Source organism: Pseudomonas sp. P8_241 (genome assembly GCF_034008315.1).
Lineage (GTDB): Bacteria > Pseudomonadota > Gammaproteobacteria > Pseudomonadales > Pseudomonadaceae > Aquipseudomonas.
The window spans coordinates 2,126,989-2,152,028 of record NZ_CP125377.1 but is presented as its reverse complement, the minus strand read 5'-3'; the positions used below and the strand labels follow the sequence as shown (position 1 = coordinate 2,152,028).

Here is a 25,040-nt window from a genome sequence, read left to right as displayed (position 1 = left end):
GTTTTTTGTGGTGCCTGCCTCGGGCGTGCTCATGGTTTGTCCTTGGGTTGCAGGTAAGAGGCGCCGGGATGATCTTCGCCGAGCCGGTATCGCGGGACACGATCCAGCTCAGGCGTCGGGTCGTTCCGCAGCGCGATCACGCCGGTGCTGTCGCTCAAGGTAAAGGCCAGCCCTGCTTCGCCACCGATGAAGGTCGGGGCGCCGAGCATGGCGAGGAGTGGCGTGCGATAGCGCAACCGCAGGGAAACGCTGCTGGGGGTTGTGCCCAAGACATCGCGTAGCGCCTTGAAGGGACCACTCAGGCGCAGACCCTGACCGTCCTTGAACGGTATCCACTCGCAAATGCTGCTGACCAGCCAGTGCGGCGTCATGTCCCGCCAGGGACGCGGCGGCTTGAAATGTTGGTTGGGGCTGTTCTTGATCAGATGGCGGTAAGCCTGGGTATCCACGGGATCACCGATCATGCTCAGTTCCAGGTAGGCACTGCCGGGCTCGGCCCCCGGTAAATCGATGGTCAGGGCCTTGATGGCGCTGACGAAGGCAAGGCCCGACGCGCCACTACCCAGGGTCGATTCCGTGCTGCTTTGCATGCTGACCCGAGGTGCATACAGGATGAAGTACAGCCTATCGAGTTCTTCCTCCTGGGCTTTGGCTGCGATGGGGGCCAGGTCGAGCGCCCGGGCTTTTGACCAGCAACAGAAGTTGAGGAAGTTTTGCAGCGGGGTTTGCTCGAAGACCCAAGTGATCAAGTGCAGCACGCCCAGCACGGCAATCAGCCAGTTCAACGGCCCCAGGTACAGCGTGTAGCGCAAGATGGCGGCTTCGACAGTTATGGAACCTGCCAAGGCTTTCATTGTGTAAGTAGTCCCCAACAATGCCTGGGCACCGAAGGCTGCGATTTGTCCACCAACCACAGTCTGGCGCATGTCCAGCCATGGATCGATTCGGCTCTGGGCATCTTCTAGTTGCTTTTGTAGCGATCTAAACTCCTGATACGCGGCACCTGCAGACAACCCGCCAATCACCCCACCAAACAGCGTCAGAGTCGGAGCTGCAGATGTTCGAATAAAGAACCTATCCTTCCCCAACCCCTTCCGCACCTGATGATCAATCACCGCCACCAACGCCGCCCCCGCATACAACGTCGCCGACACCGTGTCATACACCCGTCGACTGTCCATCCCTCCACCCCCCAGCCTCGCTCAAATAGTTCTGCGCATTCAGCACGTTCAATAACAACGCCGCCACTGGCACCACGCCGCCGCTGTTGGCCACCGCCGGCGAGTTGACGATCCGCTCCACCCGCCCGGCCCCAATGGCCTTGCCGGTGGTTTTCACCCAGCCGTCCAACGCGTCGGCCTGTTGTCCCAGCAGTTTCCACAGCTGCCGGCTCCCTTCGACGCCGAACTGCAAGCGCGCATCGCTGCCCAGACGCGCGGCGACGAAAATGCCCAGCCAGGCATTGCTGAAGGCTTTATCGCCTTTGAGCACCAGCAAGGCCGCCGCGAGCCGCTTGACCAGCACGCTCCACGCGCTGCCGACGTCACGGGCCATGGCCGCGATGTCGTGCAGGATCGGCTTGCTCAATGGCGCCAGCGCCAGGTGCGTGGCATTGAGGTTGTCGTCGGCCAGTGCCGCCATCAGTTCGCCCAGGCGGCTGACGTTATTGACGGCGGCGTCGATCGTGGGTGTCCAGGCGTTGAACAGGTGCGTCAGCGCACCACCGTCCGCCGCGCGCACATAGTCGGCGTACTGTTCGGCCCCCTGGGCGCGGATGCATTGGGCGGTCAGGCAGCCGGTGGCGAGTTCGGTCAGCCACTGGCGGGTCTCCAGGTCGTCGTAATCGACAAACCAGGTGCCGCTGCGCGAGCGTTTGAGGTACTGGCCGCGGTCGGCGAACAACGCGGTGTGACGCTGCTCGATCTGCTGGTAGTGCGCCGGCGCGGTCTCTTCGAGCCAGGTGTTCATCGCCTTGAGGTCGATGTACTCGCTGACTTTATCACTCAAGAAATGGTTGTTGAGGTTGGCGTGCTTTTGCGCGCGGTACTCGCGGACGACGAATTCCGCTTCGGTGTACAAGTCCGCCGGAATAAACGCCCGCACCGGGGCGACGATGGCGGCGATGCGCGCATCGCGGGCGGCCGCCTCGGCCTGTGTGGGCTGGCCGCCGTACTGGCGGGCACGGGTTTCGGCCTTGAGTTCCTCATCCAGCCGGTGCTGGGCCTTGAGCATCACCTCGCCCTGCTCGGGCGTGAGGCTGATGTCGCGATCCTTGTATCGGTAGCTGAGCGTGCCGGCCAGCTCGGCGCCGTCTTCGCTGATCAGGCTGCGAATGAACCCGCCGATGCTCAGGCGCAAGTTGTTGTCGCCCAGCCACTGTTCGTGACGCGCCTCCAGCCACTCTTGCTCATGGTTGATGTCCCGCAGCACGCCCAGATCGTCGTCCAGGCAGGCGAACACGCTGAACAAGGGCCCAGCCTGGGATCTGGCGCGGTCCAGCCAGTCCCGGGTGCCCTGCCCGTCCCACGGCTCGGCACTCCACTGACCCGGCGGCTGATCGCTGGCGTCGGGGTACTCGGCGAGGATACGTTCGCGCTCACGGGCGCGGTGCATGGCGTCGGTGTAGGCCTTGATGTTGGCCGGGGTCGGGGCTTTCATCGCCGTGGCGCCCAGCGCGCCGGTGTCTTCACCGCCCTGTTTTTGATCCGCTTTCATCGACCGGGCATAGGTGTCCGGGATGAGTTCGGCCAGCACTTGATCGGCGCTCGCCAGCGGCGGGCAATGGGGCGCTTGCAGCTCGTCGGCCACCGTGCGCAAGGCCACGTGGCGCATGTGCGCTGCGCGCTGGGCATGGCTGTCGCTCAGCGACTGGCAGTGCTCGGCGTTCAGCGGGAACTCGCTGTAGAGCATCCAGGCGTCGTGGATTTTTTCCAGGGCCAGCCCCGCCACGTTACCCTTCTGCAAGAGGGTCGTCTCGTCCTCCAGCGCTTGCTCGCTGAGCAAACCATCTGCCGCGACCGCATAGCGTTTCAACGGACCGTTGTTTTGCCACAGGTAGAGAAAACCGGCCCGCAGGCGCCGTGTCGCCAGGGGATGACTCTGCGTGCCAACCCCGGGCTGGCAGCAGGCCTGGGTGGCGTTTTCTTCCCCCAGGGCATAACGCACCGGCACCACGAACAGTACCGGCTGGTGGGCCGGGCAAGGGGTCAAGGGGCTATTGATATCTTCATGCGGCATCGCCTTGGCGGCACGGTCGGCCTGTGCCAGGCGATCGACCATCGCCAGTCTATCTGCGCTCATACAGAGAACTCCTTGTCGGTGAGCAACTGCCGTGTCAGTTCGGCATTCAGGTTTTCCAGGCGTTGTTCTGGCAAAACGCCTGCTTCGGCGAGAATCTGCCGGTAAACCCCATGGCCGGGGGCGCAGGGAAAGTCCTCACCCAGCACGGCGTGAAACTTGGCCCAGCACATGACTTCGTCGGCGGCACCGTAGCCCTGTCGCTCAGCGCTGCGTTGGCAGCTCGCAGCCCACTGCTGTTGTGCGGCGTGATCCAACCCTTGCAGGGACTGTGGGAAATGCTGCTGGCTATGCTCGATCAAGCGCCGGGCAAGGCATTGGCGCTTGGCTTGGTTCAAGTGATCCAGTTGTTGCGCAGAAAGGTATAACCAGGGTTTATCCGCGTATTGCGCCGCCGCTTGTTCAGGATTTTCCTGGCGAATAAAACCGGAGCGATCAACCGACTCCGGCAGCATGATGAGTCGAATCGGCCCCATCAGCCCATCACGCTCCGTGGGCAGCAGGTCAGCGAGCCACAAATGGGTGATGCGCGGGTCGTAATACCGGAAAAAGACCGTGACATCGCCCTCGACGCGGGCGTGAATCAGGCTGCGAAGGTGCACTAACAACACTGCCTCATCCGCCTCGGATTCCAGCCAGATACCCGCCGTCTCACTCCACTCTTGAATAAAAGTGCGTGCCAGCGGGCTATTTGGAAGCACCGGCACCAGCACCGGACCCACCGCGTCCAGAGCGTGATAAGCCGTCTGTTGATACAGGGGGTGAAACACCGTATTGCATCCCAATTCAAACAGACGGATCGGCAGGTTGGCGATCTGGGCTGCATCGAGCAGCAAATACGCCTGATTCATGGGTTCACCTGTGCCAGTTTTTGGCACACCGCACAGATCGGGGCAGCAACCTCAGCGGCTTGAACCAAAGCCGCTCCCTGTGCGGCCGGTGATGGAGCAACCGACGCTTCGATGTTCACGGGAGTATCCGAAAGGGCCGACTGCGCAGGAGGACCCGGCACCGGTGCTCCGCCGATTTGAATCTCTGTGCTGCTGAAAATGCCACCCGGCCCGATCACGATGTGCTGGCCGCCGGCTTTCAAGGTGATGCTGACCCCGGCATCGAGGATAAGATTCGCCCCGGCCTTGAGGTGCACCTGCTGGCCGGCTTCGGCCACCAGCGTCTGGCCGACACGGGTGTGGCTGCTGTGGGCCACCTGCAAATAATCGTTGGCCTTGAGCTCGACCTTGCGGTCGGCAGTCACGGTGCGCTGCTCTTGCCCCTTCCAGCACCGTGATGCTGTCGCCCTTGATGATTTCATGCCGCTGGTTACCCACCTCCAGCCGGCTGTCGTTGAGGACTTGCTGTTGTAGGTCACGCTGGGCGCGCAGGTAGATCAGCTCCTGGCCGGCGCGGTCTTCGATCGACAGCTCGTTGTAGCCACCATTGGCCGGTGAGCTGTGGCTGCGCAGCACGGTTCGGGTCTTGTGTTCCGGCAAGGGGTACGGCACGGCGGTAACCGTGTTCGGCACGCAGCCGGTGATCAAAGGCTGGTCGGGGTTGCCCTCCAGAAAGGTCACCAGCACTTCCATGCCGATGCGCGGGATAGTCACCGCGCCAAATTGTTCACCCGCCCACGCGGATGACACCCGCAGCCAGCAGCTGCTCTTGTCACTGTTGCGTTCGGCGCGGTCCCAATGAAACTCGACCTTGACCCGCCCATGTTCATCGCAAAAGATCTCCTCCCCCGCAGGACCGGTGACCCGGGCGGTCTGGCTGACCAGCTGCGAGGCGCGCGCGAGCAGCGGCGGACGATAAAACACGTCCCAGGGAATTGCGCCAAAGCTGTTGCGATAGCCCTGGGTAAAGCCGTCTTCAGGCTGGACGTCGCTGCTGACCGACTCTTCAAGCACCTGGGGTTGTTTGCCCCGGTGATGGACACTGAGCAGCAACCACAAGTCGTTGTAGGCTTGCCGCGGGTGCTCGCTCAGGCCAAAGAAATGACCGCTGCGCAGGCTCGGCTGGTCGCTTTGGCCTTCGGCCAGTTGGTAGTCGACACGGTGCCGCTCCAGCGCCTGACGGGCCAGTTGTCGGCCGAGTTTTTCATTCTCGATCAGCGCCGGGTAACGGTAGTCTTCGAGTGTCGGGGTAAACCCGGCGGTGATCTGGCTTTCCAGCAAGCGGCTGGGGCGTTTCAAGTCATAGCCGCGGCGCGTGGCCGTGCTGGTTCGGGTGCTCAAGCGCAGGGAAAACTGGCTGACCACCGGATGCTCGGCGACCAGGCCAGAACCTGGCTGACAAGGCGTTTCGCCGAGTTTGGGGAACCAGGTCTGATCGTCGCTGAAGACCAGGTGATGCCCATCCGGGCTGTGTTGATGGTGCCAGGCAATCCCGTCTTCGCTGCACAGCCGCTGGATGAAGTCGAAGTCGCTTTTCCCCGTATTGCGTGCAGTATTCACGCACGGGACTGGTGCTGACGTTGAAGGTCACGGCATCGCCGAGAATACCGTGCCCCTTGAGGACCTCGGCAATGATCTGCGGCACGCTCTGGTGCTGGAAAATCCGCTGGTTGTGGCTGAACTGCAAGTAGTGCAGCGCCGGCACCAGGGTCAAATGGTAGCGCGTCAGGCGCTTGCCGGACGCACCGACCGACACCTCTTCGATACGCCCATGAAGGCCTTCGCCGTTGTGACCGAACCGGAGAAAGGCCGGCTGGCTGAGCAGGCTCTCCAGGTCCAGATCCGGGTACTCGCTGACCAACTCCACCCGGATCGCATACAAGGTGCTGATGCTTTCGACACCGTCAAACGCCAGGACCTTGAAATCGTTGCGTACGGTGGGAATTTTCAGTTCGAAATGCGCGGTATGGGCCGGCGCGAACATAGACTTGTCCTTAAGCTGAAAAATGAGACTTGAAGGTTGAATTGCCCGCCAAGGTGCCGATTAACAGATCAAGGTTTGTGCCATATTTTTAAATACGCTTGAATAACAACAAGTTACGAAACAGCCATGATTGAAATCCATTTTTGACCTGGAAATTCCAGCCAAAAGTGCGCAAGAAGTTGCGCAGTACTGTGCAACTTCTTGCGCACTTGGCTACAGCCCTTGAACGGCCTGGTCTGTAGCAAGATCACCCGGTGTTTTTCAGAAAAAGAGTGCGCAACTTCTTGCGCATAATGGCCATACGCCCCTATTCAGATACTGAAGCCTTTCGAGCTCTATCGACTGACGCCATCCGATACAGGGGATGACGCCTGATCGCATGAAAAACGCTCTCTGCCCAACCCTTCCGCCATCGCTTGAAACTCCTTCCTGACACCTCCCCTGCGACGCCTTGGCTGCCGCCTTCACGCCCCGAGCCTCTTCGACGACAGGGTTTGGCTTTGGCCCGATGGCGGGGCAAGTCTTTTGCTTGCTCACACCACATCAAAAAAACACCTCGCCCTCCAAAGCGATACAAAAAACAAATGCGACACGTCATTTTGTGTTTGATATTAATTTGTGTATCGCTTATAAAGTTCTCCATGCCTCAGAACAGATTCAAGGCGGGAGAACAAAAATGTACGCACAGCTCGTAGACACAGGCGTCAAGCGCATCAAGGACCTCTCGGAAATGTCCGAAGAGGAACGCGCCTTCCAGGAAAAAATCGATTCAGAAATCAAGATCGAAGCCAAGAACTGGATGCCAGATGCTTATCGCCAGACCCTGATCCGGCAGATTTCCCAGCACGCCCACTCTGAAATCGTCGGCATGCTGCCCGAAGGCAACTGGGTCACCCGTGCGCCGTCGCTCAAACGCAAACTGCAATTGATGGCCAAGATCCAGGACGAAGCCGGCCACGGCCTGTACCTGTACAGCGCCATGGAAACCCTGGGCGCCGACCGCGATGAAGAAATCACCAAGTTGCACAGCGGCAAGGCCAAGTATTCGAGCATCTTCAATTACCCGACGCTGAACTGGGCCGACATGGGCGCCGTGGGCTGGCTGGTGGATGGCGCGGCGATCGTCAACCAGGTGGTGTTGCAGCGTACGTCCTACGGCCCCTACTCCCGGGCCATGGTGCGCATCTGCAAGGAAGAGAGCTTCCACCAGCGCCAGGGCTACGAAATCCTCCTGACCATGATGCGCCACGGTACCCAGGCGCAAAAAGACATGGTCCAGGACGCGATCAACCGCCTGTGGTGGCCGTCTCTGATGATGTTCGGCCCAAGCGACGAACACTCGCCGAACAGCGCGCAATCCATGGCCTGGAAGATCAAGCGCCAGAGCAACGACGAACTGCGCCAGCGCTTCATCGACCAGACCATTCCGCAGCTGGAGTTGCTGGGCTGCACCTGCCCTGACCCGGACCTGAAGTGGAACGCCGAAACCGGCCACTACGACTTCGGCGACATCCAGTGGAGCGAGTTCTACGAAGTGCTCAAGGGCAACGGCCCGTGCAACCAGGAACGCGTCGCCACCCGCCGCAAGGCGATTGAAGACGGTGCCTGGGTTCGCGAAGCCGCCGTCGCCCACGCCCGCAAAAAACAAAACAAGAACGCCGCATAAGGCAATCCGACCCCCTGTAGGAGCTGCCGAAGGCTGCGATCTTTTGGCGCTTTTGAAGCCGCTGAAGATCAAAAGATCGCAGCCTGCGGCAGCTCCTACAGAAGCAAACGATGTGGAGTAACTGAAATGTCCGAGTGGACCCTCTTCGAAGTTTTCGTGCGCAGCAAGCACGGCCTCAACCACAAGCACGTCGGCAGCGTGCATGCCGCCGATACCACCATGGCCATCGAGAACGCTCGCGAGTTGTACACCCGTCGCAGCGAGGGCGTGAGCCTGTGGGTGGTGCCTTCGGGGCTGATCACCGCTTCGTCGCCGGATGAAAAGGACCCGCTGTTCGATCCGTCGGACGACAAGGTTTATCGCCACGCCAGCTTCTACGAGCTGCCGGCCGAAGTCGGACACATGTGAGGTCGACCATGGACAACAAGACTGATCTGATCGAATACCTGCTGCGTCTCGGTGACAGCGCCCTGATCCAGGGCCAGCGCCTGTGCCAATGGTGCGGTAAGGCCCCGGCGCTGGAAGAAGAGCTGGCGTTGATGAACGTCGGCCTCGACCTGGTAGGCCAGGCGCGTAACTGGCTGGAATACGCCGCTGAACTGCTGGACGACGGCCGCGACGCCGATCACCTGGCGTTCCGTCGTGACGAGCGCGCTTATCGCAACCTGCTGCTGGTGGAACAACCCAACGGCGACTTCGCGGTGACCATGCTCAAGCAGTTCCTCTATGACGCCTGGCATTTGCCGGTGCTGCAAGGGCTGAGTCAGTCCAGCGACGAGCGCATTGCCGGGATCGCTGCCAAGGCGGTGAAGGAAGTGACCTATCACCTGCGCCGCTCCGGCGAATGGATCGAGCGCATGGGTGACGGCACCGAGGAAAGCCACAAGCGCATGCTCGCGGCAATCCCCGAAGTCTGGCGCTTTACCGTGGAACTGATCGCCGCCGATGACAGCGAACAGCGCTTGAATGCAGCGGGCATTACTCCGGACATCGCCAGCGTCGCCGCACAATGGCTGGCCAAAGTGGAGCAGATCTTCAGTAGCTCCACCCTGCCCGTGCCTGCCGCACCGAGTTATTTCTACCTGAATGCGCGCAAGGGTCTGCACACCGAACACCTGGGCATTCTGCTGGCCGAAATGCAGTTCCTGCCACGAGCGTACCCCGATGCAACCTGGTGATCTGATCGCCAGCGACCTCGGCGCCCGGCCGGCTCAACCGACCGACCTGGCGGCTGCGTGGGCAATTCTGTCCGAAGTCATGGACCCGGAAGTGCCGGTGGTCAGCGTGGTTGACCTGGGCATTGTCCGCGATCTGGATTGGCAGGCCGGCCACCTTCACGTGGTGGTCACACCGACCTACTCCGGCTGCCCCGCGACCGAAGTGATCGAGAGCGACATCCGCGAAGCGCTGGAACTCGCCGGATTCAAAGCGCCGCAACTGGAGCGCAAATTGACCCCGGCCTGGACCACCGACTGGATCAGCGCCGACGGTCGCGAACGCCTGCGCGCCTACGGCATCGCGCCGCCCGAGGGCAGCACCAGCAAACGCAGCCTGCTCGGCGAAAGCCCGCAGGTGGTGTGCCCGCAATGCGGTAGCGCCCACACCGAGGTGCTCAGCGAGTTTGGTTCCACCGCGTGCAAGGCCCTGTACCGCTGCGTCGATTGCCGGGAACCGTTCGACTATTTCAAGTGCATCTGAGCGGCGAATCGGCCGTCCCAGCTGGAGAATAACAATGAGCAAATTTCACAGCCTGACCATCAAGGACGTGCGCACCGAGACCCGTGACGCGGTGTCCATCGCCTTCGAGATTCCGCAGGAACTGCAAGACAGCTTTCACTACACCCAAGGCCAGCACCTGGTGATGCGCACCCAACTGGACGGTGAAGAAGTCCGTCGTTCCTATTCGATCTGCACCGGGGTCAACGACGGTGAGCTGCGCGTCGCCATCAAGCGTGTGACGGGTGGACGCTTCTCGGCGTTTGCCAACGAACAGCTCAAAGCCGGACACACCCTGGAAGTGATGCCGCCGGCCGGGCACTTCTGCGTCGAGCTCGACCCGGCGCGCCATGGCAATTACCTGGCCGTGGCGGCGGGCAGCGGCATCACACCGATCCTGTCGATCATCAAGACCACCCTGCAAACCGAGCCCCACAGCCGCGTCACGCTGCTATACGGCAACCGTTCCAGCTCCGGCGCGTTGTTTCGCGAGCAGCTGGAAGACCTGAAAAACCGTTACCTGCAACGCCTGAACCTGATCTTCGTGTTCAGCCGCGAGCAGCAGGACGTCGACCTGTACAACGGCCGGATCAACGCCGAGAAATGCGAGCAACTGTTCAGCCGCTGGCTCGACGTCAAAGCCCTCGACGCCGCGTTCATTTGCGGCCCGCAGGAAATGACCGAGACCGTGCGCGACAGCCTCAAGGCCAAGGGCATGCAACCTGAGCGCATCCATTTCGAACTGTTCGCCGCCGCCGGCAGCCAGCAAAAACGCGAAGCCCGTGAGGCGGCGCGCCAAGTGGATGCGGCGGTCAGCCAGATCACCGTGATCAGCGACGGCCGCGCACTGGCGTTCGACTTGCCGCGCAACAGCCAGAGCATCCTCGATGCCGGCAATGCCCAAGGCGCCGAACTGCCCTACTCGTGCAAGGCCGGCGTGTGCTCGACCTGCAAGTGCAAGGTCATCGAAGGCGAAGTGGAAATGGACAGCAACCACGCCCTGGAAGACTACGAAGTGGCCGCCGGCTATGTGCTGTCGTGCCAGGCGTTCCCGATCAGCGACAAAGTGGTGCTGGATTTCGATCAGCTCTGAAAAGCAACACCTCCCTGTAGGAGCCGGCTTGCTGGCGATAAGGCCAATGAGTTCACCGGTGATTTCACCGGCCTTATCGCCAGCAAGCCGGCTCCTACAGGGGGAAAACCGTGGTCACCCCAAAAAAAACAAAAAAGGACGCTACCCATGAGCCCGCAAGAAGTAGAACTCATCCGCCAGCACCCGGACTTCATCCAGCTGGTTCGTCGCAAACAGAAGCTGTACTGGTCACTGAGCCTGGCCATGCTGGTGATCTATTACGGCTTCGTACTGCTGGTGGCTTTTTCCCCTGCGACCCTCGGCCAATCCCTCAACGGTGGCGTGACCACCGTGGGCATGCTGGTGGGTGTGGTGATCGTGTTCCTGGCCTTCGCGCTAACGGGTTTCTATGTCTATCGCGCCAACAACGTGATCGACCCGCTGAATGAAAAACTCAAGCAGGAGTGTGCCCGATGAGCCGCCTACTTGCGTTGTTACTGCTGCCGCTGGTGGCGGTCACTGATATGGCGATGGCCGCCGACGGCGCCGCCCGCCCACTGAACTGGAACGCCATCAGCATGTTCCTGGTGTTCGTGCTGTTCACCCTGGGCGTAACTCGCTGGGCGGCACTTCGCACTCGCTCCACCAGCGACTTTTATACCGCCGGTGGCGGCATGACCGGTTTGCAGAACGGCCTGGCGATTGCCGGTGACATGATCTCGGCGGCCTCGTTCCTCGGCATCTCCGCGATGATGTTCCTCAATGGCTACGACGGCTTGCTGTACGCATTGGGCGTTTTGGCCGGCTGGCCGATCATCCTGTTCCTGATTGCCGAGCGCCTGCGCAATCTGGGCAAGTTCACCTTTGCCGATGTGGTTTCCTATCGCCTGGAACAAACCCCGGTACGCCTGACTTCGGCTTTCGGCACCCTGACCGTGGCCTTGATGTACCTGGTGGCGCAGATGGTCGGCGCCGGCAAGCTGATCGAATTGCTGTTCGGCATCGACTACCTCTACGCAGTGATGCTGGTGGGCGTGCTGATGGTGTTCTACGTGACCTTCGGCGGCATGCTCGCTACCACCTGGGTACAGATCATCAAAGCGGTGATGCTGTTGTTCGGCACCAGCTTCATGGCGTTTATGGTGCTCAAGCATTTCGGTTTCAGCACCGAAGCGATGTTTGCCGGCGCCACCGCCGTGCACGTCAAGGGCGGCGCGATCATGGCCCCAGGCGGTTTGCTGTCCAATCCGGTCGATGCGATTTCCCTGGGGCTGGGCATGATGTTCGGCACCGCCGGCCTGCCGCACATCCTGATGCGTTTCTTCACCGTCAGCGATGCCAAGGAGGCGCGTAAAAGCGTGTTCTACGCCACCGGCTTCATCGGCTACTTCTACTTGCTGCTGATCATCGTCGGCTTCGGCGCCATCGTCATGGTCGGCACTGACCCGACATTCCGTGACGCCAGCGGCGCGATCATCGGTGGCGGCAACATGGTCGCCGTGCACCTGGCCCAGGCGGTAGGCGGCAACCTGTTCCTCGGCTTCATCTCGGCGGTCGCTTTCGCCACCATTCTGGCGGTGGTTGCCGGGCTGGCACTGTCCGGCGCCTCGGCGGTGTCCCACGACTTGTATGCCTGCGTGATGCGTAAAGGAAAGGCCACCGAGCAACAGGAAATCCGCGTTTCGCGCATCGCCACCCTGTGCATCGGTGTGCTGGCGATCATCCTTGGCTTGCTGTTTGAATCGCAGAACATTGCCTTCCTCTCCGGCCTGGTGCTGGCCATCGCCGCGTCGGTGAATTTCCCGGTGCTGTTCCTTTCGATGTACTGGAAAGGCCTGACCACCCGTGGCGCCGTCACCGGCAGCCTGGCGGGTCTGTTTTCGGCGATTGTCCTGCTGATCCTCAGCCCGGCGGTGTGGGTCAACGTGATGCATCACGATAAGGCGCTGTTCCCCTACTCCAACCCGGCGCTGTTTTCCATGAGCCTGGCGTTCTTCAGTGCCTGGCTGTTTTCCGTCACGGACAAATCACCCCGTGCCGTCCTGGAGCGTGGTCGTTATCTGGCGCAGTTCATCCGTTCGATGACTGGCATTGGTGCCTCTGGCGCCAGCAAACACTGAATAACGACCGATGAGTTGGCAGGGAATAAAAATAATGAAACCCGCATGCACCGCACGTTGTGAATCACTGTTTTCGCTGGCCGTCGTATTGAGCCTGCCCATGATCGCGCCCTGCGCCATGGCCGATTTCATCGACGACAGCAAAGCCCGCATCGATATGCGTAACCTCTACATCAATCGCGACTTCCGTCAGGACAACGCGCCGCAGTCCAAGGCTGAAGAATGGACCCAGGGATTTACCGCGCGCATCGAATCCGGATTCACCGATGGCGTGTTCGGTATCGGCCTGGACGCATTGGGAGAACTGGGGCTGAAACTCGACTCCAGCCCCGATCGCCGCGGCACCGGTTCGCTGCCATTTGGCTCGCAAAGCCACGAGCCCGACGACGAGTACAGCGAACTGGGCCTGACCGGCAAAATGCGGGTATCCAAAAGCGTGTTGAAACTCGGCACCTTGCAACCCTTGCTGCCGGTAGCGACCTACAACGACACACGCTTGTTGAGCTCGACCTTTGAGGGCGGCTTGTTGACCAGTCAGGACATCAATGGCCTGACCCTCAATGCCGGACGCCTGACCAAGGCCAACCTGCGGGACTCTTCCAGCAACGATGACATCGGCTACGCCGCCGCCAGCAGCGATCACTTCGACTTCGGCGGCGGCAGTTACGCGTTCAGCCCGCAACTGAACCTGAGCTACTACTACGGCAAGCTCGAACAGATCTACCGTCAGCAATTCGTCGGTCTGGTGCACACCCAAGCGCTGGGCAATGGCTTCAACCTGCGCAGCGACCTGCGTTATTTCGACAGCCGCGGCGACGGTGCGCAAAAGGCCGGGGGCATCGACAACCGCAACTTCAACAGCATGTTCACCCTGTCCCAGGGTGCCCACAAAGTCAGTGCGGCCTACCAGCAATTGTCCGGCGACAGCGCCTTTCCGTTCTTGAACGGGGGCGATCCGTACGTCGTCAATCTGGTGACCTTCAACACCTTTACCCGCGCCGACGAAGACTCGTGGCAACTGCGTTACGACTATGACTTCGCGGCGCAAGGCATTCCCGGCCTGACCTTCATGACCCGCTACACCGACGGTCGCCACGTCAAATCGGGGACCGTCGACAACGGTCGCGAGTGGGAACGCGACACCGATATCAGTTACGTGATCCAGAGCGGCCCGTTCAAAGACGTCAGCCTGCGCTGGCGCAACGTGACCTTCCGCTCCGGCAACGGTTTGAGTACCGCCATCGATGAGAACCGACTGATCGTCGGTTACACCGTGGCGCTTTGGTAATCCCTGAATCGCACGGCTGCGGCCGCGCCAACACTTTTCATCTCCAGGAGCAATCGTGATGTCCTCCTCACCTACACTGCATGCCCCTACCCTGCAGAGTTTCATCGCTGGCCGCTGGATCGGCCAGCAAGGCGCACAAGTACTGCGCAGCGCCATCGACGGCCATGAAATCGCCCGTACCCACGAAGAGCGCCCGGACTTCGCCGAAGCCATCGAGCACGGTCGTCGCCAGGGCATCAGCGGCTTGATGGCGCTGGACTTCCAGCAGCGCGCACAGCGTCTGAAGGCCCTGGCCCTGTACCTGAGCGAGCGCAAAGAACAGCTCTACGCGATTTCCCACCACAGCGGCGCCACCCGCGCCGACAGCTGGATCGACATCGAAGGCGGCAACAGCACACTGTTCACCTACGCCAGCCTCGGTTCCCGTGAACTGCCGTCGGGTAACGTCGTCCACGAAGGTCCGGCGATGCAGCTGAGCAAACTGGGCACTTTCGCCGGCACGCACATCCTGGTGCCACGCGGCGGCCTGGCCGTGCACATCAATGCGTTCAACTTCCCGATCTGGGGCATGCTGGAAAAGTTCGCGCCAAGCTTCCTCGCGGGCATGCCGTGCATCGTCAAGCCGGCCAGCGCCACCAGCTACCTGACTGAAGCCGTGGTCCGTCTGATGGACGAATCCGGCCTGTTGCCGGCAGGCAGCCTGCAACTGATCATCGGCGGCACCGGCGACCTGCTCGACCGCCTGCAAGGCCAGGACGTGGTGACCTTCACCGGTTCCGCCGACACCGCGGCCAAGCTGCGGGTCAACCCGAACCTGATCCGCAATTCGGTACCGTTCAACGCCGAAGCCGACTCGCTGAACTGCGCGATCCTCGCCCCGGACGTGACCCCGGACGACGAAGAATTCGAGCTGTTCATCAAGGAAGTCGCCCGGGAAATGACCACCAAGGCCGGGCAGAAATGCACCGCCATCCGCCGCGCCATCGTCCCGGCCAAGCACATCGACGCCGTGGCTACCCGCCTGCGCGATCGCCTGGCCAAAGTCGTGGTCGGCGACCCGTCGGTGGAAGGCGTGCGCATGGGCGCGCTGGCTTCCCACGATCAGCAGAAAGACGTGACCGAACGTCTGGAATCCCTGTTGCAGAGCAGCGACATGCTGTTCGGTGCCCGCGACGGTTTCGAACCGCGTGGTGTAAATGTCGACAAAGGTGCGTTCTTTGCCCCGACCCTGTTGCAGGCCCGCGACCCGCACGCCGAAGGCGGTGCCCACGACATCGAAGCATTCGGCCCGGTCAGCACCCTGATGGCCTACGATGATCTGGACGAAGCCTTGGCCCTGGCCGCACGCGGCAAAGGCAGCCTGGTCGCGAGTTTGATCACCAAAGACCCGCAAATCGCCGCCAAAGCCATTCCGGTAGCGGCTGCTCTGCACGGTCGTCTGTTGGTGCTGGATCGCGAATCGGCAGGTGAATCCACCGGCCACGGCTCGCCACTGCCACAACTCAAGCACGGCGGCCCGGGTCGTGCCGGCGGCGGTGAAGAACTCGGCGGTCTGCGTGCGGTGAAGCACTACCTGCAACGTGCCGCGGTACAGGGTTCGCCGACCATGCTGGCAGCGGTCACCGGTGAATTCGTCCGTGGCGCCAAAGTGATCGAGACCGAAGTCCATCCGTTCCGTCGCTACTTCCAGGACCTGCAGATCGGCGAGTCACTGCTGACCCACCGTCGCACCGTGACCGAAGCGGACCTGGTGAACTTTGGCTGCCTGTCGGGCGACCACTTCTACATGCACTTCGATGACATCGCAGCCAAGGAATCACAGTTCGGCAAGCGTATTGCCCACGGTTACTTCGTGCTGTCGGCAGCGGCGGGTCTGTTCGTCTCCCCCGGCGTCGGCCCGGTGCTGGCCAACTACGGTCTGGACACCTTGCGTTTCATCAACCCGGTGGGCATCGGCGACACCATCCAGGCGCGCCTGACCTGCAAGCGCAAGATCGATCAGGGCAAGAAGAGCCCACAAGGCATCCCGCAAGGGGTGGTGGCGTGGGACGTGGAAGTCACCAACCAGTTGGGAGAGTTGGTGGCCAGCTATGACATCCTGACGCTGGTGGTCAAGCGCGAGGACTAAGCCCGCCTCAGAGATCGTTCCCACGCCGTGGGAACGATCCTTCTACGCGGAACGGCGATTAAACCCGTGAAGCAAACAACGCCTGATGATCGCGGCACTGTTCCGCGCTCAGCATAAACACGCCATGCCCACCGCGCTCGAAATCCAGCCAGGCGAAATCGACTTCCGGGTACAACGCCTCGACATGCACCTGACTGTTGCCCACTTCGACAATCAACAAGCCCTTCTCCGTCAGATGATCCGCCGCTTCGGCGAGCATGCGTCGCACCAGGTTCAAACCGTCATCACCGCAGGCCAGGCCCAGTTCCGGTTCATGCTGGTATTCGTCCGGCATGTCGGCAAAGTCTTCGGAATCGACATAAGGCGGGTTCGACACGATCAGGTCGAAACGCTGGCCCGGCAAACCGTCGAAGCCATCGCCCTGAACGGTGTACACGCGCTCATCGACACCATGACGCTCGATGTTCTGATTGGCCACTTCCAGCGCTTCGAACGACAGGTCGGCCAGCACCACTTCGGCCTTCTGGAACTCGTAGGCACAGGCGATACCGATGCAGCCGGAGCCGGTGCACAGGTCGAGAATCCGTGCAGGCTCGGTGGCCAGCCACGGCGTGAAGCGGTTTTCGATCAGTTCGCCAATCGGCGAGCGCGGGATCAGCACGCGCTCATCGACAATGAACGACAGGCCACAGAACCAGGCCTCACCCAGCAGGTAAGCGGTCGGCACGCGCTCTTCGATACGGCGCTTGAGCAACAGTTGCAGGTGAACCAGTTCGTCTTCTTCCAGGTTGCAGTCGAGATAGCTGTCGGCGATTTCCCACGGCAATTGCAAGGCACCCAACACCAGTTGACGGGCTTCGTCCCAGGCATTGTCGGTGCCATGGCCGAAAAACAGATCCTCCCCATGGAAGCGGCTGACGGCCCAACGGATATGGTCACGCAGGGTACGAAGGCGGGAAGTGATCACGACGGTTAACTCCAGAAAAATCGATGGGCGATTCTACCAGCCAAACGTCGCGTCGACGACGCAGGAAAGACGCCGGCGAGAATGTAGGACTAATCTCTTTTTTAAGCGTGGTATTGAACAAATCGGGATACTTGACAACGCTGCACGCCAGTAACGACGGTGCCTACGATGGTAGCGATTCACAGAAGCGCTCAGCCAGAGGACAATGTCGCAAAAGCCCCACTCGAAGGAGCCCCAGAATGTCCGTTCCAAAAACGATGTTTCAACTCAGCGGCCGCGGTTACGCAGCAGCCAACCTGAGCCACGCAACCCTCGTCATCATCGATGCCCAGAAAGAATACCTGAGTGGCCCCCTGGCCCTGAGCGGCATGGATGAAGCGGTTGCGAACATCAAGCAATTGCTCGCCGCTGCCCGTGCTGCCGGCCGCCCAATCGTGCACGTACGCCACCTGGGCACGCTCGGTGGCATGTTCAACCCGCAAGGCGTCGGCGGTGAATTCATTCCCGGTCTTGAGCCAGAGAGCGACGAAACCGTCATCGGCAAACTGCTGCCGAGCGCATTTCACGGCACCGAACTGGCCAAGCGCCTGGAAGACCTCGGTGCCCTTGACCTGATCGTTTGCGGTTTCATGAGCCATTCGAGTGTCAGCACAACAGTCCGTGCGGCGAAAAACCTGGGTTTCCGCTGCACCCTGGTGGAAGACGCCTGCGCCACCCGCGACCTGCCTTACAAGGGCGGCGTCCTGAGCGCAGAGCACGTTCACCAGACCGAAATGGCGATCATGGGGGACAACTTCGCTACCCTCGCCCTGACTCGCGAGTTGATCTGATCGACGTTCAATGAGCGGTCTGCACCACCGCTCATCCGCAAAAACCTCTCATTCGCCGTAATTGTCTTAGCCTCAGGAACATCCCGGTCAACTCCCGGTCGAAGGGCCGATACCCATTGAGGAAGGTCGGAATGAAGATATCCGATGGTTTTGACGCTCGCCGCTTGCGGCCCAAAGGCCAAAGCAACTGGCGTTTTCGAATCGCCGCGACGTTCGCGGCGTTGCTGGCGATGTGCGGTGTACTGCTCACCATGGCCGGCATTGCCGGCCTGCTGGGTCAGGTGCCAGGCCTGGGCGAGCTCAACAGCAACCGGGCCGGTGCGGCCGTGGTTATAGTGATCGGCCTGTTTGTCCTGTACATCGGCGTCTGGCTGTGGCGCCGTTGCCGTCGTCGTGCACGGCAATCGATGGCGTTGAACATTTCTCCGCACCTGATGAAAAAACACGACTGAGCCATCGCAGCGCTGTTTTGTCGCGCCCGATTCGCTGCGAGTTGGGTAAACTGGCCGCCCTTCGCGGAGGCTGACATGCAAGACGACGATTTTTCCCTGTTCAAAAGTGCGATCCAAGGCGTCAAGCCGATCAAGCACGATCGCGCCGAAACCGGCAAACCCAAAGCTGACCGCGCGCAGATCGCCAAGCTGCGCCGGGCCGCCACCGTGCGCACAGATGCCACCACCGTCGACGGGCTGTCCGATCAGTTCGTCATCGACGTCGGCCCCGAGGACGAGCTGATGTGGGCGCGTGATGGCGTTCAGGAAAGCCAGATGCGCAAGCTCAAGATCGGCCAGATTCCGTTCGAAGGCAGCCTCGACCTGCACGGCATGAACGTGGAAAAGGCCCGGGAAACCCTTTGGGCATTCCTCGCCGAAGCCACCAAGTTCGAAATCCGCTGCGTGCGCGTCACCCATGGCAAAGCCGTGCGTCTGGACGGCAAACGCCCGATGATCAAAAGCCACGTCAACACCTGGCTGCGCCAGCATCCGCAAGTGCTCGGCTTTACTTCGTGCCAGGCCAGACATGGCGGTGCCGGTGCGGTGTATGTAATGCTGAAAAGAACCATGATGGAAGGTCGCGACGAGTAAAGCTGATGCATCGCGCTTGCAGCGCCGTGTTTGCCACCGTACCCTTGCCCTTTGCGTAAAATCCCACAGGTAGTTTCATGTCCCTGGAACAGAATTACACCGCGATCCTTGGCCAATTGGGCGAGGACGTCTCCCGCGAGGGCCTGCTCGACACGCCAAAACGTGCCGCCAAAGCCATGCAGTACCTCTGCCGCGGCTATGAACAAACGCTGGAAGAAGTCACCAACGGTGCCTTGTTCAGCTCCGACAACAGCGAAATGGTGCTGGTCAAGGACATCGAGTTGTACTCGTTGTGCGAACACCACCTGCTGCCGTTCATCGGCAAGGCGCACGTTGCCTACATTCCGAGCGGCAAGGTTTTGGGCCTGTCGAAAGTCGCGCGGATCGTCGACATGTACGCCCGCCGCCTGCAGATCCAGGAAAACCTCAGCCGCCAGATCGCCGACGCGGTCCAGCAGGTCACCGGTGCCCTGGGTGTTGCGGTGGTGATCGAGGCCAAGCACATGTGCATGATGATGCGCGGTGTGGAAAAGCAGAATTCGTCGATGATCACCTCGGTGATGCTCGGTGAGTTCCGCGAAAACGCCGCGACCCGCAGCGAATTCCTCAGCCTCATCAAGTAATTCGCCGCACGAAGAAAACCGGCATTCATCGCCGGTTTTTTTTCGTCTGCAAAAAATCAGGTAAGCTGCGCGCCTTTCTTCATTAGCACCGTGAGGCTTTCAACGTGTTCGTAAAAGCGCTTCGTGTCGGCCTTGGCCAACTGATCATCTTCATCGACTTCCTGACTCGCCCAGGCAAAAAGAAGCGTCCCGCCGCGGCCCAGGCTCAAGTCGAATCCGCTGCCAAGGGCCTGACCCTGTATCAATTCCACGCCTGCCCGTTCTGCGTGAAAACCCGCCGCACCCTGCGCCGCCTGAACGTGCCGGTGGCGTTGCGTGACGCCAAGAACAACGAGCTGGATCGCCAGGCACTGCTGGAGCAAGGCGGCAAGATCAAGGTGCCGTGCCTGCGGATCGAAGAGAACGGACAGACCACCTGGATGTATGAGTCCAAGGTGATCATTGATTATCTGGACAAGCGGTTCGCGGCAGCCTGAGGTTTTGCGGTGTCCTTGCGGACGCAATCGCCAGCAAGCCGACTCCTACAAAGTGGCGGCGCATGCAAGTTTCGTGGCCGCTGCCCGGCCCTGTGGGAGGCGGCTTGCTGGCGATGAGGCCGGTCCAGACACCATAAAACCCAGACAAAAATAAACCGGCCCTTGCGCCGGTTTATTCGTTTTCAGGCGGCTTGCGACGCTTGCGCCTGACGCACAACGCCCGCCAATCGCCCAAGCCCTTCATCGAGCCGTGCCGGATCGATATGGCTGAAGTTCAACCGCAGATACCCGTGATGGTTGTCCGGCTCAGGGAAAAATGGCTCACCCGGCATGAACGCCACATCATTGGCCAACGCATCATCGAGTAAAAGCCGCGTGTCTATCGGTTGCTTGAGTTTCAACCAGAAAAACAATCCACCCTGCGGCACATCCCAGTCCGCCAGATCGGAAAAGTGCGTCTCCAGCGCCACCTGAAACGCATCCCGCCGCCGTCGGTAAAAATCGCGCAACTCACTACGGTGCTGCTGATATTTCTCGCTGCCGATCCATTGCAGCGCCTGCCACTGACCGACCCGATTGGTGTGCAAGTCCGCCGACTGCTTGAGCTTGAGCAAATGCGGGAACAGGTCGGGGCTGGCGATCAGGAAGCCGACCCGCAAACCCGGCAGCAGGGTTTTCGACACGGTGCCGGTGTAGATCCAGCTGGCTTTCTTCAGACGGCTGACAATCGGCGTGGCGTTGGCGCCATCGAAGGTCAGCTCCCGGTAAGGTTCGTCTTCAATCAGGGTAACGCTGAACTCATCGAGCAAAGCCGCCACGGCATCGCGCCTGGCCTCGCTGTAACGCACGGCCGACGGATTCTGGAACGTCGGGATCAGATAGATAAACGCCGGGCGGTGTTTTTCCAGGCGAATGCGCAACTGCTCGAGGTTCGGGCCATCGGCCTCCAGTGGCACGGTCAGGCAATCGGCACCGAACAACTGGAAAATCTGCAACGCCGCCAGATACGTCGGCGCCTCCAGAAGGATTTCCGTTCCTTTGTCGATGTACAGCTTGGCGGCCAGGTCCAGGGTTTGCTGGGAGCCGCTGACCACCAGCACCTGACTTGCCTCACATGGCACACCCAGGGCCCGCGCCTCTGCCGCCAAAGCCTCGCGCAGCGCCGGCTCACCTTCGCTCATGCCATATTGGCCAATGGAAACCGGCATGTCGGCCCATTCGACCTTCGGCAACATGGCTTCGGCCGGCAAGCCACCAGCAAACGACATCATCTGCGGACGCTGGGCAGCAGCAAGGATTTCACGGATCAAAGAACTTTTAAGGCGCGAGACACGTTCGGAAAAAGCCATGGTGGTCACCGGTAGCTTGGCATGAGGAAAATGAGTCAAACTTGTTGACTGAAATTACGACAGCTCGAATGGAAACGTCAACATGCTTGACCTTAAAAATCCAATTTCCCAGCAACAGGCCATGGAAGCGTTTTTCTTCGGCTATCAGGCCTTCACCGCCAAGGCCGATGAAATGCTCGAACGCCGAGGCTTGAGCCGAGTGCATCAACGCATCGTGTTTTTTATCGCCCGCTATCCGAACCTGAGCGTCAAGGAGTTGCTGGCGTTGCTCGGCGTGAGCAAGCAGGCGTTGAACATGCCGTTGCGACAATTGCTGGAGATGCATCTGGTGGAGAGCATTGCGTCCGAGACGGACAAGCGTAAGCGCTTGCTCGAGCTGACCGATGAAGGCGCACGATTTGAGCAGGCGTTGCGGCGTGAGCAGGTGAAGTTGTTGGAGCGGGTGTTCGCCGAGGCTGGGGAGATGGCAGTGAACGGGTGGTTGGCGGTGAATCTGGCCCTTGGGAAAAGTCAGGCAGTTGTTGGCTGACTGTCCTGGCCCTATCGCCAGCAGGCTGGCTCCCACTGTGGGAGCCAGCCTGCCGGCGATGAGGCCCTCGATGGCGATATATCCCTATCGCCAAACTTTTCGTAAACAAAATCAAAAACATTATTTGCTTTCTTTGTATACAAAAGCATAATCCACTTCGTGCGAGTTCCTGACCAACAGGTCAACAAATTCGCAAGTGCCTCAAAGGGCCGCTGCCACCCTCATGGGTCCGGCCCTGGAAATAAAAATAAAACTCTTGAGGAGTACTCGCTGTGGAAAGCCGCAAATCCGAAGCATCGACGCTGGATCTTTCGCCGCCAGCACGCAATGGCTTGCTGGAACGCCTGTTCAAACTCAGCTTGCATGGCACCACGGTGAAGACCGAGCTGATTGCCGGTCTGACAACCTTCATCACCATGGCCTACATCATTTTCGTCAACCCCAACATCATGGCTGACGCCGGGATCGATCATGGCGCGGCGTTTGTCGCCACCTGCATCGCCGCTGCTCTGGGTTGCCTGTTGATGGGCCTGTACGCCAACTGGCCGGTCGGTTTGGCACCGGGCATGGGCTTGAACGCGTTTTTCACTTACACCGTCGTCGGCACCATGGGCTACAACTGGGAAACCGCACTCGGCGCGGTGTTTGTGTCCGGTGTGTTGTTCATGATCCTGACCTTCTCGCGCATCCGCGAGTGGCTGCTCAACAGCATCCCGGTCAGTCTGCGCTTTGCGATGGGTGCCGGCGTGGGTCTGTTCCTGGGGCTGATCGGCCTGAAAACCGCTGGCATCGTCGTCGATAGCCCGGCCACACTGATCAAGCTCGGTTCCCTGCGCGAGCCTGGCCCGCTGTTGGCTGCCGTATGTTTCCTGATGATCGCGATCCTCAGCTATCACAAAGTGTTTGGCGCGATCCTCATCAGCATCATCACTGTGACCCTGGCCGGCTGGGGCCTGGGCCTGGTGCACTACGAGGGCATCATGTCGGCCCCGCCGAGCCTGGCTCCGACCTGGATGGCCATGAACGTTGCGGGTGTATTCAACATCAGCATGGTCAGCGTGGTCCTGGCATTCCTTTTCGTGCACATGTTCGACACCGCCGGCACCCTGATGGGCGTTGCCCAGCGCGCCAACCTGGTGGGCGCTGACGGCAAGATCGAAAACCTCTCCCGCGCAATGAAAGCCGACAGTGCATCCAGCGTGTTTGGTGCAGTGGTCGGTGTGCCGCCAGTCACCAGCTATGTGGAAAGTGCGGCCGGTGTCGCGGCGGGTGGTCGGACTGGTCTTACCGCAGTGACCGTAGGTGTGCTATTTATTGCAGCCATGTTCTTCGCACCGCTGGCCGGCATGATCCCTGCCTACGCCACCGCCGGCGCGTTGATTTATGTAGCGATGCTGATGATGGGCGGCATGGCCCACATCGAGTGGGACGAAGCCACCGACAGCATTCCGGCGATCGTGACCGCAATCATGATGCCGCTGACCTTTTCGGTCGCCGACGGCATCGCGCTGGGCTTCATCACTTACGTGGCGATGAAGGCCGGCACCGGCAAGTACAAGGAAATTTCGGTGAGCCTGTGGGTGCTCTGCGCGATCTTCATCGCCAAGTTCATCTTCTTGTAAACCACACGCCGTACACGCTTGGAAACAGCCTCACCCCGTCGGGTGAGGCTTTTGTGCAAATGGAGGAAAGTGATGAGTCTGGAAACCTGGCTGCTGTTCAGCGGCGCTGCGCTGATAGTGATCCTGATCCCGGGGCCGCTGTCGTTGTTGATGATCAGCAACAGTCTGAATTACGGGTTGCGCCGTTCCTATCCGGCGTTTCTCGGTGGGGTTTCGGCTTCGATCTGCCTGCTGAGTGCTTCGGCGCTGGGCCTGGGCGCCCTGCTGCTGGCTTCGGAACAACTGTTCAGCGCCCTGAAGATCCTTGGCGCGCTGTACCTGTTCTATCTTGCATGGCAGAGCTGGCAGCAATCGCGCCTGCCTTCCCACGGCGCCGAAGTCCCTCAGGCGGCGCCGGTGCCACGTTTTCGTGCACTGTTCGGCCGGGCATTCATGCTGGGCGCGAGCAATCCGAAGGACATTCTGTTCTTTGCCGCTTTCCTGCCGCAGTTCTTGAGTGCTGAACAGCCGTTCTTGCCGCAGTTGCTGGTGATGATCGTCACATGGACACTGCTGGATCTGGCCTGCAAGCTGGCTTATGGCCTCGGCGCCCATGGTGCAGCGCGGTATCTGCGCAGTGGTAAGGGCCAGAGCTGGTTCAACCGGATCAGTGCCGGGTTGTTCAGCGGTGCGGGTGCGGCGTCTCTGTTGAGCCGCTAACCGCAAGAGCAAAAGATCGCAGCCTTCGGCAGCTCCTACATGGTTTGTGTGAACCTGTAGGAGCCGCCGAAGGCTGCGATCTTTTCACATTCATCAAGACGAAAAAAAGCCCGCAGTGTGAGCGGGCGAAAAACCAAAGAAGCTATATGCGCAGTCGCTTCCAGGGTGAGGCAGCTGCTTGGGGGATCAGCTGCCGCGGTACGTGGAATAGCTGTAAGGCGAAATCAGCAGTGGCACATGGTAGTGATCCTGCTCGGCAGAGATGCCGAAACGCAGCACCACCACATCCAGGAACGCCGGTTCCGGCAACTGAACGCCACGGGCGCGGTAGTAATCGCCCGCGTGGAACTGAACCTGATAGACCCCGGTGCGATAGTCATCGCCCTGCAGCAGCGGTGCATCGACACGGCCATCGCTGTTGGTTGTCGCGCTGGCGACCAATTCCAGCCGAGAACCTTCAACACGGTACAACTCGACTTTGATCGAGCTGCCCGGGCAACCGTGTGCTGCGTCCAAAACGTGTGTAGTCAAACGTCCCATTGATTCTGCGCGCCTGCCTGCGTGGAGCAGTCAGACTTCGCGCCTCCCGAAGTCAAAGTGAAAAGGAGACCGCACCGATTCGGAGCACGAAAAGCTGCGGCGAGCGACTGATTAAGACACTTTTCAAAAAAATTGTACACAATAAAAACGACATTTTTC

The 25,040-nt window shown here is 60.5% G+C and carries 23 protein-coding genes and 1 pseudogene; 17 read left to right on the top strand and 7 right to left on the bottom strand.

The annotated features are described in order from the left end of the window. Window positions 1–29: 29 nt before the first annotated feature. From QMK58_RS09850 to QMK58_RS09835, 4 genes and pseudogenes are all read right to left on the bottom strand, one after another. Complete coding sequence (locus QMK58_RS09850; protein WP_320396198.1) at window positions 30–1,181, bottom strand: hypothetical protein; 1,152 nt, start codon at window positions 1,179–1,181, stop codon at window positions 30–32. Continuing rightward, the gene (locus QMK58_RS09845; protein ID WP_320396197.1) at window positions 1,159–3,300 is read right to left on the bottom strand and encodes a toxin VasX; all 2,142 of its coding nucleotides are present in this window, start codon (window positions 3,298–3,300) and stop codon (window positions 1,159–1,161) included. The genes QMK58_RS09850 and QMK58_RS09845 overlap by 23 nt, the downstream gene beginning before the upstream one ends. After that, the gene (locus QMK58_RS09840) at window positions 3,297–4,148 is read right to left on the bottom strand and encodes a DUF4123 domain-containing protein (protein ID WP_320396196.1); all 852 of its coding nucleotides are present in this window, start codon (window positions 4,146–4,148) and stop codon (window positions 3,297–3,299) included. The genes QMK58_RS09845 and QMK58_RS09840 overlap by 4 nt, the downstream gene beginning before the upstream one ends. Continuing rightward, a pseudogene (locus QMK58_RS09835) lies at window positions 4,145–6,171 on the bottom strand (type VI secretion system tip protein VgrG). Before QMK58_RS09835 ends, QMK58_RS09840 begins: the two are co-directional and overlap by 4 nt. Window positions 6,172–6,847: 676 nt before the next feature. Between QMK58_RS09835 and paaA the strand changes: the two are divergent. From paaA to paaZ, 9 genes are all read left to right on the top strand, one after another. Then, window positions 6,848–7,837: a 1,2-phenylacetyl-CoA epoxidase subunit PaaA gene (paaA, locus tag QMK58_RS09830; protein WP_320396195.1), complete on the top strand. Its 990-nt coding sequence runs from the start codon at window positions 6,848–6,850 to the stop codon at window positions 7,835–7,837. 126 nt (window positions 7,838–7,963) lie between these two features. Beyond that, window positions 7,964–8,245, top strand: a complete 282-nt coding sequence (gene paaB / locus QMK58_RS09825) for a 1,2-phenylacetyl-CoA epoxidase subunit PaaB (protein WP_053157074.1) — start codon at window positions 7,964–7,966, stop codon at window positions 8,243–8,245. Window positions 8,246–8,253: 8 nt separating this feature from the next. Further along, entirely contained in the window at window positions 8,254–9,015 is a 762-nt protein-coding gene (paaC, locus tag QMK58_RS09820) for a 1,2-phenylacetyl-CoA epoxidase subunit PaaC (protein ID WP_320396194.1), read from the top strand. Then, window positions 9,002–9,535, top strand: coding sequence for a 1,2-phenylacetyl-CoA epoxidase subunit PaaD (gene paaD, locus QMK58_RS09815; RefSeq protein ID WP_053157070.1), 534 nt, complete (start codon window positions 9,002–9,004; stop codon window positions 9,533–9,535). Before paaC ends, paaD begins: the two co-directional genes overlap by 14 nt. Window positions 9,536–9,569: 34 nt before the next feature. Continuing rightward, window positions 9,570–10,646, top strand: coding sequence for a 1,2-phenylacetyl-CoA epoxidase subunit PaaE (gene paaE, locus QMK58_RS09810; protein ID WP_320396193.1), 1,077 nt, complete (start codon window positions 9,570–9,572; stop codon window positions 10,644–10,646). Between the two features lie 147 nt (window positions 10,647–10,793). After that, window positions 10,794–11,102, top strand: coding sequence for a DUF485 domain-containing protein (locus QMK58_RS09805; protein WP_053157064.1), 309 nt, complete (start codon window positions 10,794–10,796; stop codon window positions 11,100–11,102). After that, window positions 11,099–12,745, top strand: coding sequence for a cation acetate symporter (locus QMK58_RS09800; RefSeq protein WP_053157061.1), 1,647 nt, complete (start codon window positions 11,099–11,101; stop codon window positions 12,743–12,745). Before QMK58_RS09805 ends, QMK58_RS09800 begins: the two co-directional genes overlap by 4 nt. A gap of 34 nt (window positions 12,746–12,779) precedes the next feature. Beyond that, window positions 12,780–14,033, top strand: coding sequence for an OprD family porin (locus QMK58_RS09795; protein ID WP_320396192.1), 1,254 nt, complete (start codon window positions 12,780–12,782; stop codon window positions 14,031–14,033). Window positions 14,034–14,091: 58 nt separating this feature from the next. Further along, window positions 14,092–16,161 carry a phenylacetic acid degradation bifunctional protein PaaZ gene (paaZ, locus tag QMK58_RS09790; protein ID WP_053157055.1) on the top strand — a complete coding sequence of 690 codons (2,070 nt, stop codon included), beginning with the start codon at window positions 14,092–14,094 and terminating at the stop codon, window positions 16,159–16,161. A gap of 58 nt (window positions 16,162–16,219) precedes the next feature. Here paaZ and prmB read toward each other — a convergent pair whose 3' ends face one another. Next, window positions 16,220–17,128: a 50S ribosomal protein L3 N(5)-glutamine methyltransferase gene (gene prmB / locus QMK58_RS09785; protein ID WP_053157052.1), complete on the bottom strand. Its 909-nt coding sequence runs from the start codon at window positions 17,126–17,128 to the stop codon at window positions 16,220–16,222. Window positions 17,129–17,367: 239 nt separating this feature from the next. Here prmB and QMK58_RS09780 point away from each other — a divergent pair, with 239 nt between their 5' ends. From QMK58_RS09780 to QMK58_RS09760, 5 genes are all read left to right on the top strand, one after another. Beyond that, a complete protein-coding gene (locus tag QMK58_RS09780; protein ID WP_053157049.1) occupies window positions 17,368–17,958 on the top strand; it encodes a cysteine hydrolase family protein in 591 nt (196 codons plus the stop codon). 131 nt (window positions 17,959–18,089) lie between these two features. Next, a complete protein-coding gene (locus QMK58_RS09775; protein ID WP_320396191.1) occupies window positions 18,090–18,410 on the top strand; it encodes a hypothetical protein in 321 nt (106 codons plus the stop codon). Window positions 18,411–18,485: 75 nt separating this feature from the next. Further along, window positions 18,486–19,043 (top strand): Smr/MutS family protein, encoded by a 558-nt coding sequence (locus QMK58_RS09770; RefSeq protein WP_053157045.1) that lies wholly within the window; start codon window positions 18,486–18,488, stop codon window positions 19,041–19,043. A gap of 77 nt (window positions 19,044–19,120) precedes the next feature. Next, window positions 19,121–19,666 (top strand): GTP cyclohydrolase I FolE, encoded by a 546-nt coding sequence (folE, locus tag QMK58_RS09765; protein WP_003204506.1) that lies wholly within the window; start codon window positions 19,121–19,123, stop codon window positions 19,664–19,666. Between the two features lie 104 nt (window positions 19,667–19,770). After that, the gene (locus QMK58_RS09760; protein ID WP_053157042.1) at window positions 19,771–20,142 is read left to right on the top strand and encodes a glutathione S-transferase N-terminal domain-containing protein; all 372 of its coding nucleotides are present in this window, start codon (window positions 19,771–19,773) and stop codon (window positions 20,140–20,142) included. Between the two features lie 182 nt (window positions 20,143–20,324). On the opposite strand, the gene QMK58_RS09755 is transcribed toward QMK58_RS09760, so the two are convergent. Next, complete coding sequence (locus QMK58_RS09755; RefSeq protein WP_320396190.1) at window positions 20,325–21,491, bottom strand: PLP-dependent aminotransferase family protein; 1,167 nt, start codon at window positions 21,489–21,491, stop codon at window positions 20,325–20,327. 82 nt (window positions 21,492–21,573) lie between these two features. On the opposite strand from QMK58_RS09755, the gene QMK58_RS09750 reads away from it, so the two are divergent. From QMK58_RS09750 to QMK58_RS09740, 3 genes are all read left to right on the top strand, one after another. Beyond that, window positions 21,574–22,020, top strand: a complete 447-nt coding sequence (locus QMK58_RS09750) for a MarR family winged helix-turn-helix transcriptional regulator (protein WP_053157036.1) — start codon at window positions 21,574–21,576, stop codon at window positions 22,018–22,020. Window positions 22,021–22,292: 272 nt separating this feature from the next. Further along, window positions 22,293–23,642, top strand: coding sequence for an NCS2 family permease (locus tag QMK58_RS09745; RefSeq protein WP_053157033.1), 1,350 nt, complete (start codon window positions 22,293–22,295; stop codon window positions 23,640–23,642). Window positions 23,643–23,714: 72 nt separating this feature from the next. After that, window positions 23,715–24,341, top strand: a complete 627-nt coding sequence (locus QMK58_RS09740) for a LysE family translocator (RefSeq protein ID WP_053157031.1) — start codon at window positions 23,715–23,717, stop codon at window positions 24,339–24,341. Between the two features lie 186 nt (window positions 24,342–24,527). Here QMK58_RS09740 and uraH read toward each other — a convergent pair whose 3' ends face one another. Next, on the bottom strand, window positions 24,528–24,881 hold the full coding sequence (gene uraH, locus QMK58_RS09735; RefSeq protein WP_053157028.1) for a hydroxyisourate hydrolase: 354 nt from the start codon (window positions 24,879–24,881) through the stop codon (window positions 24,528–24,530). Window positions 24,882–25,040: the final 159 nt, after the last annotated feature.